General features: G+C 71.8%; 13 protein-coding genes. 12 read left to right on the top strand and 1 reads right to left on the bottom strand.

Annotated elements, in window-relative coordinates; translation table 11 throughout:
• Position 1: 1 nt before the first annotated feature.
• Positions 2 to 1,165, bottom strand: coding sequence for a YihY/virulence factor BrkB family protein (locus DEU31_RS15425; protein WP_133677778.1), 1,164 nt, complete (start codon positions 1,163 to 1,165; stop codon positions 2 to 4).
• Positions 1,166 to 1,362: 197 nt separating this feature from the next.
• Here DEU31_RS15425 and DEU31_RS15420 point away from each other — a divergent pair, with 197 nt between their 5' ends.
• The 12 genes from DEU31_RS15420 to DEU31_RS15365 all read left to right on the top strand — a co-directional run bounded on the left by DEU31_RS15420 (position 1,363) and on the right by DEU31_RS15365 (position 12,315).
• Positions 1,363 to 2,589 (top strand): ATPase, T2SS/T4P/T4SS family, encoded by a 1,227-nt coding sequence (locus DEU31_RS15420; protein WP_133677777.1) that lies wholly within the window; start codon positions 1,363 to 1,365, stop codon positions 2,587 to 2,589.
• On the top strand, positions 2,586 to 3,458 hold the full coding sequence (locus DEU31_RS15415) for a type II secretion system F family protein (RefSeq protein WP_010549770.1): 873 nt from the start codon (positions 2,586 to 2,588) through the stop codon (positions 3,456 to 3,458). Before DEU31_RS15420 ends, DEU31_RS15415 begins: the two co-directional genes overlap by 4 nt.
• Positions 3,455 to 4,393, top strand: a complete 939-nt coding sequence (locus tag DEU31_RS15410) for a type II secretion system F family protein (RefSeq protein WP_010549769.1) — start codon at positions 3,455 to 3,457, stop codon at positions 4,391 to 4,393. Before DEU31_RS15415 ends, DEU31_RS15410 begins: the two co-directional genes overlap by 4 nt.
• A 167-nt stretch (positions 4,394 to 4,560) precedes the next feature.
• Entirely contained in the window at positions 4,561 to 4,830 is a 270-nt protein-coding gene (locus DEU31_RS15405; protein ID WP_010549768.1) for a hypothetical protein, read from the top strand.
• A gap of 178 nt (positions 4,831 to 5,008) precedes the next feature.
• Positions 5,009 to 5,353: a TadE/TadG family type IV pilus assembly protein gene (locus DEU31_RS15400; protein WP_010549767.1), complete on the top strand. Its 345-nt coding sequence runs from the start codon at positions 5,009 to 5,011 to the stop codon at positions 5,351 to 5,353.
• Entirely contained in the window at positions 5,347 to 5,826 is a 480-nt protein-coding gene (locus tag DEU31_RS15395) for a hypothetical protein (RefSeq protein ID WP_133677775.1), read from the top strand. Before DEU31_RS15400 ends, DEU31_RS15395 begins: the two co-directional genes overlap by 7 nt.
• Positions 5,827 to 5,954: 128 nt before the next feature.
• Positions 5,955 to 6,362 carry a pilus assembly protein TadG-related protein gene (locus DEU31_RS15390; RefSeq protein ID WP_243733858.1) on the top strand — a complete coding sequence of 136 codons (408 nt, stop codon included), beginning with the start codon at positions 5,955 to 5,957 and terminating at the stop codon, positions 6,360 to 6,362.
• A 220-nt stretch (positions 6,363 to 6,582) separates the two neighbouring features.
• Positions 6,583 to 7,734: a glycerate kinase gene (locus tag DEU31_RS15385; protein WP_133677773.1), complete on the top strand. Its 1,152-nt coding sequence runs from the start codon at positions 6,583 to 6,585 to the stop codon at positions 7,732 to 7,734.
• Between the two features lie 11 nt (positions 7,735 to 7,745).
• On the top strand, positions 7,746 to 8,861 hold the full coding sequence (prfB, locus tag DEU31_RS15380) for a peptide chain release factor 2 (protein WP_010549763.1): 1,116 nt from the start codon (positions 7,746 to 7,748) through the stop codon (positions 8,859 to 8,861).
• A 183-nt stretch (positions 8,862 to 9,044) separates the two neighbouring features.
• Positions 9,045 to 10,076 (top strand): cell division ATP-binding protein FtsE, encoded by a 1,032-nt coding sequence (gene ftsE, locus DEU31_RS15375; protein ID WP_133677772.1) that lies wholly within the window; start codon positions 9,045 to 9,047, stop codon positions 10,074 to 10,076.
• Positions 10,073 to 10,990, top strand: coding sequence for a permease-like cell division protein FtsX (gene ftsX / locus DEU31_RS15370; RefSeq protein ID WP_133677771.1), 918 nt, complete (start codon positions 10,073 to 10,075; stop codon positions 10,988 to 10,990). The genes ftsE and ftsX overlap by 4 nt, the downstream gene beginning before the upstream one ends.
• A gap of 2 nt (positions 10,991 to 10,992) precedes the next feature.
• Positions 10,993 to 12,315 (top strand): M23 family metallopeptidase, encoded by a 1,323-nt coding sequence (locus DEU31_RS15365; RefSeq protein ID WP_133677770.1) that lies wholly within the window; start codon positions 10,993 to 10,995, stop codon positions 12,313 to 12,315.
• The last annotated feature ends 33 nt before the right edge of the window (positions 12,316 to 12,348 follow it).

Here is a 12,348-nt window from a genome sequence, read left to right as displayed (position 1 = left end):
CTCAGGAGTCCTTCCCGGAGGGCTTCCCCTCGGACTCCGTCTCGTCGTCGACGACGGGCACGCCGTGGCGCGGGGTGAGGCGGGCGTCCTCGCCGGTGTAGGCGCTGGAGTCGTGGTGGAGGTTCCGCAGGCGGATGTCGCGGCCCTCGTCGACGATCGCCTCCCGCTTCTCCTCGGCCTTCTCCGCCCCGGCGCTCTCCCGCATCGGCAGGGCGAGCGAGTCCTCGGCGGGCTTGCCGGCCTCGAGCTCGCGGGCCCGCTCGTACTCGGCGTCGACCTCGGCGCCGAGGATGATCACGATGTTGATGATCCACAGCGCGAACAGCACGGCCATGATGCCGCCGATCGCGCCGTAGCTGGAGTAGCCGGCGACGGTGCCCATGTAGATCGACAGCGCCACGGCCGCGACGGCGATGCCGAGGATCGCGAAGACGCCGCCGGGGGAGATGAAGCGGAAGGGCTTGTCGATGTTCGGCGCGCCCCAGTACAGCAGCGAGATCAGCGCGAAGGCGATCACCAGGATCACCGGCCACTTCACCCACGCCCAGATCGGCAGGAAGGAGTCCAGCAGGAAGGTGAGCACGCCCTCGGCCCCGATGCTCGAGGCGATCGGGCCGAGGAGACCTTCGACCAGGGAGGCGCTGAGCAGCAGCGAGACCATCACCAGCAGGATGCCCAGGATCAGTGCGAGGGTCAGCAGCAGCATCGTGCCGTTCATGCGGATGGGGCCGCGGCCCTCGGGGACCTCGTAGATCTGGTTCGCGACCCGTCCGTAGGCCTTCACATAGGCCGAGGCCGACCACAGGGCCGTGCCGATACCGATGATCAGGGCGATCGTGCCGCCGGTCGCGGAGCCGAGGAGGGAGTCGACGGTGCTCTTGATCGCGCCCTCCGCGCCGAGGCCGCTGCCGCCGGCCGCCTGGTTGATGAGGTCCACCAGCAGATCGGCGATCTGGTCCCTGATCCCCGCGAGCAGGAGGGTCGCGAGAGAGAACAGCGCCAGCAGCGTCGGCGCGATCGAGAGGACCATGAAGTAGGTGAGCTTCGCGGCCTGGTCGGTGCCGCCGTCGTGCGTGAACTCGGCGATCACGCGCTTGGCCATGTACTTCAGGGTGGGTCGGGACAGCTTCGGGGCGTCCTCGCCCGTGCTGGTGGTCTCGGCCATGGGGAGCTCCTGCGTGAGAGTCGGCTCGTGGGCTGCTGTCATCCTGCCATGGGAGCGGGCGGGGAGAGTTGTCCACATTCCCTGGATAGGCCGCGCGGCATGCGGTGATCCGCCCTAGAGTGGCACGCGTGTCGCGAGCTGCGTCACAGTGCCGCACGGTGGAGGGACCGGGCGGTAGGGGCAGGGGAGGGGACACGTTGGACGCCGCCACCATCATCGAGGCCGAGTCGCGGGAGCTGATCAGGCGCCGCGGCCTGGACGTGCACGCCGATCAGCTCGAGCCGCTGATCCGCGAGGTCCTCGCCGACTACGACCGTCGTTCGTCCTCGGGCGAGGTGCCCGTGCTGCACGACGACGACACCATGGTCGCGCAGGTCGCCGCGAGGATCGGCGGCTTCGGCCCGCTCCAGGAGATGCTTGATGACCCGGGCGTGGAGGAGATCTGGCTGAACTCGCCCTCCCAGGTGTTCGTCGCGAGGAACGGGCGCAGCGAGCTGACCACCATCGTGCTGACCGACGACGAGGTCCGCGGGATCGTCGAGCGGATGCTCGTCTCCAGCGGCCGCCGCCTGGACATGTCCAGCCCCTTCGTCGACGCGCTGCTGCCGGACGGGTCGCGCCTGCACGTCGTCATCCCCTCGGTGACCCGCACGCACTGGGCGATCAACATCCGCAAGTTCGTCGCCCGCGCGCACGACCTGCAGGGCATGGTCGCCCTCGGGTCCCTCACCCAGCAGGCCGCGGACTTCCTCGACGCCGCGATCGCCTCCGGGCTCAACGTGATCCCGTCAGGGGCGACCGGGGCGGGGAAGACGACCTTCCTGCGCTGCCTGGCCCAGTCGATGGGAGCCCGCGAGCGCGTGGTGACGATCGAGGAGGTCTTCGAGCTGAACCTCACCCTGCGGGACGTGGTCGCGATGCAGACCCGCCAGGCGAACCTCGAGGGAACCGGCGAGATCTCGATGCGCCGCCTGGTGAAGGAGGCGCTGCGGATGCGGCCGAGCCGCATCATCGTCGGCGAGGTGCGTGAGGCGGAGAGCCTCGACATGCTGATCGCGCTCAACAGCGGACTGCCGGGGCTCGCCTCGATCCATGCGAACTCCGCACGGGACGCGGTGACCAAGCTGTGCACGCTGCCGCTGCTGGCGGGGGAGAACGTCTCCAGCCGCTTCGTCGTCCCCACGGTCGCCAGCGCCATCGACCTCGTCGTCCACCTCGACATCCTCGCCGACGGGCGCCGACGGGTGCGCGAGATCGTCGGCCTCAGCGGACGGGTCGAGGAGGAGGTCATCGAGGTGACCGACGTCTTCTCCCTGCGCGGGGACCGGCTGGTCCGCGGCGACGGACATCCGCCGCACGCCGAGCGCTTCGCCCGTGCAGGACACGACCTCGCCGAGCTGCTCGGGGGGAGGAGCGCGGCATGACCGACGGAGCGTTCCTCGGCCTCGTCGCCGGGCTCGGGCTGCTGTCGATCTGGTGGTCGCTGTGGGAGCAGGAGGGGGCCGTCCCGCGTCCCGGCCGTCTCTCTCGAGGGATGGACCGCCTGCGCGACGACCTCATCAAGGTGGGGCTGGACTCGGTGCCTCCCGCCGCCGTGCCGGCTCTCAGCGCCGGGCTGGGGCTCGTGGTCGCCGCCACGCTGTGGGCGATCTCCAGTGCGCTCGTCCCGGCGCTGACGATCGGGCTGCTGTGCTCGGTCCTGCCGGTGCTCGTGCTGCGCTCGGCGGCTCGACGGCGCACCACCGCGATGCGGGAGGTGTGGCCCGAGGCGGTCGACCACATCAACTCCGCCATCCGCGCCGGACTCTCCCTGCCCGAGGCGCTCGTGCAGCTGAGCCGGAAGGGACCCGAGGAGCTGCGGCCCGCGTTCTCCGAGTTCGCCCTGGATTACCAGGCCAGCGGAGATTTCGCCGCCTGCCTCGACCGGCTCAAGGTGCGTCTCGCCGATCCCGTCGGCGATCGGATCGTGGAGGCGCTGCGGATCACCCGTGACGTCGGCGGCACGGATCTCGGCTCGCTCCTGCGCACCCTCTCGGCGTTCCTGCGGGAGGACTCCCGCACCCGCGCCGAGCTCGAGGCCCGCCAGTCGTGGACCGTGAACGCCGCCCGCCTCGCCCTCGTCGCACCGTGGATCGTGCTGGCGCTGATGTCGACGCGGCCCGAGGCCGCCCAGGCCTACGACTCCGCGGCCGGGATGGTCCTGGTGGTGGTCGGCGGGGTGGTCTCGTTGATCGCCTACCGGGTGATGCTGATGATCGCGCAGCTGCCGCAGGACGAGAGGGTGCTGCGATGAGCATGTCCCTGCTCGCCGGGATCCTGCTGGGCCTCATGCTCGGCACCGGCCTCTACCTGCTCGCCATCCAGCTGCCCTGGCTGCGCACACGGGACCTCGGCCGGCGCGTCGACCCGTACCTCCGCCGCTCCCGGAACTCCTCGCTGTTCGCGGCGCCGACCAGCAGGAGCCGGGCCCGCATCGTCGTGGAGAACCTCTTCGGCCCGGTCGCGGCGCGCGGGCTGGGCCTGCTCGAACGGCTCACCGGCGGTGCTGACCAGCTCGAGCGGCGCCTGCGCCTGGCCGGGCGACGCACCTCCGCCGACTCCTTCCGCATCGAGCAGGTCGTCTTCGGGGCCGTCGGCCTCGTGCTCGGGATCGTCCTCGCCGTCGCCGCGATCGTGATGCGGGACGCGAGCGCGGTGCTGGGGCTGCTCATCGTGGCGCTCGGCGCGCTGCTGGGCGTGCTGCTGCGCGACTACCTGCTGGGAGTCGAGATCAAGCGCCGCGCCTCCCGCATGGCGCGCGAGTTCCCGACCGTCGCGGACCTGCTCGCGCTCGCCGTCGCCGCGGGAGAGAGCCCGATCGCGGCGATGGAGCGGGTGGCACGGACCTCCACGGGCGCGCTGCCCGACGAGTTCGCCGCGACGATCGCCGACATCCGATCCGGATCGAGCGTCTCCCAGGCACTCGCCTCGCTCGGGGCGCGCACCCCGCTGGAGTCCCTCAGCCGGTTCGGCGAGGGCGTCTCGATCGCGATCGAGCGGGGCACACCGCTCGCGGAGGTGCTCCGCGCCCAGGCGCAGGACGCCCGCGAGAACGCCAAGCGCGACCTCATGGAGATGGCCGGACAGCGCGAGATCGCCATGCTCGTGCCGGTGGTGTTCTTCGTGCTGCCGCTGGTGATCCTCTTCGCGATCTTCCCCGGCCTCGCGGTGCTGGAGATCTCGCTGTGAGCGCCCGACCGGTACCGCACCCGATGCCGACATCGCCCGCGACGGCGACGTCGTCTCGGTCCCCGACCTCGTCCGTCATCGCCCTGTCCTCCGTCCCTCCGTCCCCGACCGCTCCGATCCGCACCCGCCCGGGCCCTGACCCGGACCCGTCCGCCGAGGAGGCCGACATGACCGTCCACCGCACCCGACTCCACACCCGCATGCGACCGCGCCACCGCCTCGCCCAGCCCGGCACGTCAGACCGCATCCGGCAGCGCGCCGGGCTGCGCAGCCGCCTCCTTGCCCGTCTGGCCTCGGAGCAGGGCGACGTCCCCGGCTGGGTGCTGATCACCCTCATGACCGCGGGGATCGTCGTCGCCCTCTGGGCCGTCGCCTCCGACCAGATCGTGCAGATCTTCGAGAACGCGATGGCTCCCTTCCTCGGCGGCAGCCTCTGACCGCTCCCGTCCCCTGCGAACCGCCCTGCTGATGCGCCGCCCGGCCCCGCCCCGCCCCTGCACCCCCGCGACCGCGGCGGTGCAGACCCGCGGGCTGCCCGCCCGGGGCCCCGCAGAGCCGCGACGAGGAGCGGCACGGCGACTCGCCGCGCGGCTGCGGGAGGACGAGGGAGCGGCCGTGGCCGAGTTCCCGATGGTCGCGGTGCTGATCGTGATGATCGCGCTGCTGGTCATCCAGGCGGCGCTCATCGTCCACACCCGCAACACCCTCGTCGACGCCGCCGTGCAGGGAGCGCACCACGCCGCGCTCGCCGGATCGTCCCCGCAGGACGGCGCTCAGCGGGCGCAGCAGCTCGTCGACGAGCGCTTCGGGCGAGGGCTCGAGGCCGAGGCCACCGCCGTGCAGGAGGACGACGGGACCATCCGCGTGCAGGTCGACGCGACGCTCCCGCTCGTGGGCCTGATCGGTCCCGCAGGCGCGCTGAGCGTCGAGGGCAGGGCCGTGGACGAGGAGGCATGGTGAGAGGGCTCCGTCGCCTCCTGCTCCCCGCCGCTCCAGGCGGGCTCCGACACCGGCTCGGGGACGAGCAGGGCAACGCCCTGGTCGAGTTCGTGGTGCTGGCCGCGGCGCTGCTGATCCCGACCCTCTACCTCGTGCTCACCCTCGGCAACGTGCAGGCCGCGGCCTTCGCCGCCGACACGATCGCCCGCGACGCCGCGCGCATCCATGCGACCGAGTCCGACCCCGACCGTGCCGCCGCCCGGGCCTCGCGCCACATGGAGCTGGTCCTCGAGGACCACGGCCTCCCGCCGGGCGACGTCGTCGAGCTCAGCTGCAGCGAGGACCCCTGCGCGACCGCGGGAGGAGTCGTCACCGCACGGGTGCGGATCCCCGTCCCCGTGCCGGGCCTGGGACCCATCCTCGGGGAGACCGGCCCCGTCGCGGTCGGCGCCGCCCATGCGGTGCCCGTCGACCAGTACCGGGCGGACCTGTGAGGTCCGGGCCCGCGCAGGAGCGGCGCTGCCGCCCCCTCCTGCTCCGCGCGGCCGCCACCCCGCTCGCTTCGCGCATCGGCCGGCCGGTCGCGACCGTGCGGGAGCGGTGGGCGGACGCGCGCGGCTCGATGACGATCCTGACCACCGGGGTGCTCGTCGTGATCCTGATGGTGATCGCCGTCGGCACCTCGATCACCGGGGTGCAGCTGGAGCGCAACGGCCTCCAGCACGCCGCCGACAGCGCCGCGCTCGCCGCCTCTCAGGCCGTGGATCCCGCCCGGATCTACTCCGACGGGGACGGCCCCGCGATCCACACCGGCTCCGCCCGCGACGCCGCCGAGGAGCACCTGCGCACCTACCCCTACGACACCACCAGCACCGAGGACATCCACATCCAGGAGGTCACGGTCGACGCCGACGGCACCGCCCACGTCGTCCTCGCCGCCCGTACGAATCCGCCGCTGGTCGGCTGGTTCACCCGGGGCACCGACACCTCGATCCCGCTGACCGTGCTCGGCGAGGCCCGGGCGCGGTGAGCCACCTCCGTCCGGTCCGTACCGGCCTCTCGACCGTGCCGCCGGTTCGACCCTGCCGTCGGCTCGCCCAGGTCACCGGGAGTCCGAGTCTCGGGCCGAGCGAGCATGCATGACTCTGCTTCCGTAGGATCCCGACCAGCGCCATGACGTCCGCCACCGCTGCACGAGCCTTCGCCATGTCCCATCCGTCGCTCACCGTCGAGCAGATCGCGAGCACCGCATGACCCGCCTCCTCCTCGCCCCCGACAAGTTCAAGGGCTCCCTCACCGCCGCCGAGGTCGTCGCCGCCCTCTCCCGCGGGATCACCGCCACGGCCCCGGACGCCGAGATCACCGCCTGCCCTATCGCCGACGGCGGCGACGGCACGGTCGATGCGGCCCTCGCCGCCGGCGCCACGGCGCAGCCCGCCACGGTCACCGGCCCGACAGGAGAGCCGCGCGAGACGGTCTGGGCGCTCGAGGGCACCACCGCCGTGCTCGAGCTCGCCGACGCCGTCGGCCTGAAGGCGCTCCCCGGCGAGGAGCTCTCCCCGCGCGATGCGTCCTCCCGCGGGCTCGGCGAGCTGATCCTCGCCGCCGTCCGCGCCGGAGCCCGCGAGATCGTCGTCGGCCTCGGCGGCAGCGCCTCCACCGACGCCGGCGCCGGACTCCTGCAGGCCCTCGGCGCGCGCCTGCTCACCGCCGACGGCGAGGACATCGCCTCCGGCCTCGCCGGTCTGGAGGCCCTGGCGAGCGTCGACCTCGCCCCGGCCCTCGCCGCCCTCGAGGGTGCCTCGCTGACCGCCGCGAACGACGTCGCCAACCCCCTGCTCGGTGCCGACGGGGCGGCCGCCGTCTACGGCCCGCAGAAGGGGCTCGGACCGGAGGCCGTGACCGCCGCCGACCGGACCCTCGCCGCGGCCGCGGCGCTGCTGGACCCGAGCGGCGCGACGGCCCGCGCCGAGGGCGCCGGTGCCGCCGGCGGCGTCGGCTACGCCCTGCTGCTGCTCGGCGCGACCCAGCGCTCCGGCGCCGACGTCGTCCTCGAGCTCGCCGGCTTCGACGCCCGCCTCGCGGCCGCGGACCTCGTGGTGACGGGGGAGGGGAAGCTCGACGTCCAGACCCTCCAGGGCAAGGGCCCCGCCGAGGTCGCCCGCCGCGCCGCCGCGGCCGGACTGCCCGTCCTCGCCGTCGCCGGCGCCGTCACCCTCGATCAGCAGGAGCTCGCCTCCGCCGGGATCGACGAGGCCTTCGACCTCGTCTCCCGCGCCGCCGACGTGCCCGACGCGATCGCGCGCGGCGAGGCACTGCTGGAGGAGGTGGGCCGTGAGATGGGACGCGCCCTGCCCGCTCTCCTCCGCGACTCCCGGGCCGCATCGAGCCCTCTGCCGTAGACTCCCCGATCGTGGCTTCCATCGACTTCTCCGAAGAGATCCCCCGGCTCCGCTCGACTCTGTCCTCGATCGAGCAGGTGACGGACGTCGACGCCCTCGATAAGAAGATCGCGGACCTGGAGAAGCAGGCCTCCGCTCAGGACCTCTGGGACGACGTCGAGAACGCCCAGAAGGTCTCCTCCGCGCTCTCCCACGCCCAGTCCGAGCGGCGCCGCATCTCCGAGCTCGCCTCCCGCATCGAGGACCTCGAGGTGATGGTCGAGCTCGCCGCCGAGGAGGACGACCCCGACACCCTCGCCGAGGCCGAGGCCGAGGTGGTCAGCATCCACAAGACCCTCGACGAGCTCGAGGTGCGCACGCTGCTGTCGGGCGAGTACGACGAGCGCGACGCCGTGATCACCATCCGTGCCGGCGCCGGCGGCGTGGACGCCGCGGACTTCGCCGAGATGCTGATGCGGATGTACCTGCGCTGGGCCGAGAACAACGGCTACTCCACCAAGGTCATGGACACCTCCTACGCCGAGGAGGCGGGGCTGAAGTCGGTGACCTTCGAGGTCGCCGGCCCCTTCGCCTACGGCACTCTCTCCGTCGAGGGCGGCACCCACCGCCTGGTGCGCATCAGCCCCTTCGACAACCAGGGCCGCCGCCAGACCTCCTTCGCGGCGGTCGAGGTGATCCCGCTGATCGAGTCGACCGACCACATCGAGATCCCCGAGAACGACCTGAAGATCGACGTCTTCCGCTCCTCCGGCCCGGGCGGCCAGTCGGTGAACACCACCGACTCGGCGGTGCGCATGACCCACCTGCCCACCGGCACCGTCGTGTCGATGCAGGACGAGAAGTCCCAGATCCAGAACCGCGCCGCGGCGCTGCGCGTCATGCAGTCGCGCCTGCTGCTGCTCAAGAAGGCCGAGGAGGCCGCCGAGCGCAAGGAGCTCGCCGGCGACGTCAAGGCGTCCTGGGGCGACCAGATGCGCTCCTACGTGCTGAACCCGTACCAGATGGTGAAGGACCTGCGCACCGAGTACCAGGAGGGCAACCCCTCCTCGGTCTTCGACGGCGAGATCAGCGGCTTCATCGACGCGGGCATCCGCTGGCGTGCCGAGCAGGGCAAGTCGCAGGACTGATCGACGTGCTGGCGAGGGACGAGCCGGTAGGAGATCAGTCAGGACGGCGCAGGACTGAGTGACCTGATCCACCCCGGGTTTGACCAGGTTTTGACCCGACCCCTGTCCACAGCGCCGTGGAAACACGACCGTGCGCCCCTACGCTGGGAGCGCCAGACTTTCCCCCTGATGTGACAGGCAGCAGTGATCCGTTTCGACGACGTCACCAAGACGTACATGCGTGGCCAGCACCCCGCGGTGGAGAACCTCGACATCGAGTTCACCCGCGGGGAGTTCGTGTTCCTGGTCGGTGCCTCCGGCTCGGGCAAGTCGACCCTGATGAGGATGGTGCTCAAGGAGGTCGCCCCCACCCGCGGCACCGTCTACGTCGCCGGCAAGGACCTCTCCCGGATCCCGTCCTGGAAGGTGCCGGCGCTGCGCCGCGACATCGGCATGGTGTTCCAGGACTTCCGCCTGCTGCCCTCGAAGACCGCCTACCAGAACATCGAGTTCGCGCTCGCGGTGATCGGCACGCCCCGCAAGGTGGTGCGCCGCCTGGTCCCCGAGATGCTCGAGATGGTGGGCCTGGAGGACAAGGGCAAGCGGCTCCCGCACGAGCTCTCCGGCGGTGAGCAGCAGCGCGTCGCGATCGCGCGCGCCTACGTCAACCGCCCCTCGATCCTGCTGGCCGACGAGCCCACCGGCAACCTCGACCCCGCCACCGCAGAGGGCATCCTGGACCTGCTCGCCGAGATCAACGAGCGCGGCACCACCGTCGTGATGGCCACCCATGACCGCGCCGCCGTGGACCGCATGCGCCGCCGCGTCGTGGAGATGGTCGGCGGCAAGGTGGTGCGCGACGAGGAGCAGGGCGGCTACGAGACCCCCGCCCCGGTCAGCGTGATCTCCGGGAACCTGCCCGACGACTCCACCCACCGCGAGGAGCACCCACTGGACGACGAGGAGCTCGTCGCCGACTGGGACGGGGCGCCCGAGTCGCCCGCCGCCGAGCGCGAGAGCGCCGAGGAGCACGCCGGCCCCGCCGGAGCCGACCGCCCCGTCGAGCTCGACGGGCCCGACGCGGGCGACGCCGGCACCGACCCGTCGGCCGAGGACCGCCCGGTCGCACAGGACGTGCTGGAGGAGGACCTGATCGACGAGCGCGAGGCCCGCCGGGTGCGCGAGTCCGAGGACTTCACCGGCGACTTCGACCAGGACCAGGGGGAGCTGCGATGAGGGCCCGCTACATCCTCGGCGAGATCCTCACCGGCCTGTGGCGGAACATCGCCATGGTCATCTCTGTCGTGATCGTCACCGCCGTGTCGCTGACCTTCGTGGGCACCGGCGTGCTGATGCAGAAGCAGATCATGGACATGAAGTCGACCCTGGTCGAGCAGTCCCAGGTGACGATCTTCCTGTGCTCCCCGCACTCGACGGCCTCCTCCTGCGCCGGCGGCGCCGCGACCGACGCCCAGATCGACTCGGTACGCAAGGCGCTCGAGGGCGAGGTCCTCTCCCCGTACATCGCCTCCGTCGAGGAGCGCGACCAGGAGGAGGCGCTCGCGATCTACCAGGAGCAGTTCGCCGGCGAGTCCTTCGTCTCGAACTTCACCGCCGAGGACATGCCGGTCTCCTTCCACATCACCCTCAGCGACGCCGACGACTCCGCCGCCGTGGTCGAGTTCTTCCAGGGCCGCGACGGCGTGGACGAGGTCACCGACCTGCTGAGCACCTTCGCCCCCTTCATCGACGTGCTGAACCAGTCCACGCTCTTCGCGCTCGGGCTCGCGGTGCTGATGCTGGTGGCCGCGGTGCTGCTGGTCGCCACCACGATCCGGATGTCGGTCGCCGGCCGGCGCCGCGAGATCGCGATCATGCGCCTGGTGGGCGCCTCGAACCTCTTCATCCGTCTGCCCTTCCTGCTCGAAGGAGCGGTCGCCGCGATCATCGGCGGCCTGATCGCCTCGGGGATGCTCTGGCTGGGCCTGAACCATCTCGTCCAGGGCTGGCTCGCACCGACCCTCGGCGAGCAGCTGATCACTGTCTCCACCGCAGACCTCGTCTGGGCCGCACCCCTGCTGGTCGTCCTCGGCGCCGTGCTGTCGATCGCCTCGTCGGTGGTCTCCCTCAACCGCTACCTGAAGGTGTGAGCATGTCCTCCAGAAGTCTGCGCCGCCCCCTGAGCCTCCTCGCCGCCGCCGCGATCCTGGCCGCAGGCATGCTCACCGGCCCCGTCGTCTCCCCGGCCTCCGCCGAGGGCAGCAAGGACGACAAGATCGCCGAGCGCGCGGAGGTCGACCAGCAGCTCGAGGACCTCCGCATCGAGCTGAACGACGTCAACGACGATCTGGCCGACACCTATCTCGCGCTCGCGGAGACCGAGCTGCTGATCCCGCAGGCCCAGCAGGACCTCGAGGACGCGCGGGTCGCGCTCGGCGAGGCGCAGGAGGAGGACCGGAAGGTCGGCGAGCGCCTCACCGAGGCCGAGGAGGAGGAGCGCCGCCTCTCGGGCGAGGTCGAGACCGGACAGGAGGAGGTCGACCGCAGCGATGACGAGCTCGCCACGGTCGCGCTGTCCGCCTACAAGGGCGGCGGGATGCCCAGCCCCTCGTCGGTGTACGTCGGCAACAGCTCCCCGCAGGACGCGGTGGACCGCTCGATGAACTACCGCCTGACGATGGCCTCCCAGGGCACCCGCCTGGACTCGCTGCGCACGGACCAGTCGGTCACGGAGAACTCCGCCGAGCGCCTGTCGGCCGTGCGCGAGGAGATCAAGCAGCTCAAGATCGACGCGGAGGACGCGCTCGAGCGCACGCGTGTCGCCGAGGAGGAGGCGACCGAGGCGAAGAACGAGCTCGACGCGCTGTACGAGACGCAGAAGACCCAGCGCGACGACCTCGAGGCGAAGAAGACGAAGTACGAGGGCGACCAGAAGTCCCTCGAGACCCGCAGCAGCACCCTCGACGACGAGATCGAGGAGCTCGCCGAGCAGGAGCGCGAGCGCGAGGAGAGGCTGAAGGCCCAGCAGCAGCAGAAGAGCAGCGGTGGCAGCGCCCCGGTGGCAGGCTCCGCGAACACCGGCGGCGGCTGGGTCTACCCCGTCAACGCGCGGCTGAACTCGAACTTCGGCTGGCGCGTGCACCCCATCTACGGCACGAAGAAGCTGCACGCCGGGGTGGACTTCCCCGTCGCCTGCGGCGTGCCCGTCGGCGCGGCGCACTCCGGCCGCGTCATCGCCCGCACCTACAACAGCGGCGCGGGCAACAAGCTCATCGTCAGCCACGGCATCATGAACGGCCGCCTGGTCACGACCTCCTACCACCACCTGCAGGGCTTCGCGAAGCCGGTCGGCGCGCAGGTCTCGGCGGGGGAGACCGTCGGCTATGTGGGCACCACCGGGTCCTCGACCGGCTGCCACCTCCACTTCGAGACCCATGAGGACGGCAACGCGGTCAACCCCGCGAAGTACCTCTGACCCCGGCCCGTCCGGGTGTGCGCCCGCGGAGAA

The organism is Brachybacterium sp. AG952, from assembly GCF_004362645.1.
Classification (GTDB): Bacteria; Actinomycetota; Actinomycetes; order Actinomycetales; family Dermabacteraceae; genus Brachybacterium; species Brachybacterium conglomeratum.
The sequence above is the reverse complement of the archived record's forward strand: the minus strand, read 5'-3'. Positions and strand labels throughout refer to the sequence as shown.

Coding starts and splice junctions, on each gene's coding strand:
- DEU31_RS15425 (WP_133677778.1), bottom strand. CDS start 1,165: ATGGCCGAGACCACCAGCACGGGCGAGGACGCCCCGAAGCTGTCCCGA.
- DEU31_RS15415 (WP_010549770.1), top strand. CDS start 2,586: ATGACCGACGGAGCGTTCCTCGGCCTCGTCGCCGGGCTCGGGCTGCTG.
- DEU31_RS15410 (WP_010549769.1), top strand. CDS start 3,455: ATGAGCATGTCCCTGCTCGCCGGGATCCTGCTGGGCCTCATGCTCGGC.
- DEU31_RS15405 (WP_010549768.1), top strand. CDS start 4,561: ATGACCGTCCACCGCACCCGACTCCACACCCGCATGCGACCGCGCCAC.
- DEU31_RS15395 (WP_133677775.1), top strand. CDS start 5,347: ATGGTGAGAGGGCTCCGTCGCCTCCTGCTCCCCGCCGCTCCAGGCGGG.
- DEU31_RS15390 (WP_243733858.1), top strand. CDS start 5,955: ATGACGATCCTGACCACCGGGGTGCTCGTCGTGATCCTGATGGTGATC.
- DEU31_RS15385 (WP_133677773.1), top strand. CDS start 6,583: ATGACCCGCCTCCTCCTCGCCCCCGACAAGTTCAAGGGCTCCCTCACC.
- ftsX (WP_133677771.1), top strand. CDS start 10,073: ATGAGGGCCCGCTACATCCTCGGCGAGATCCTCACCGGCCTGTGGCGG.
- DEU31_RS15365 (WP_133677770.1), top strand. CDS start 10,993: ATGTCCTCCAGAAGTCTGCGCCGCCCCCTGAGCCTCCTCGCCGCCGCC.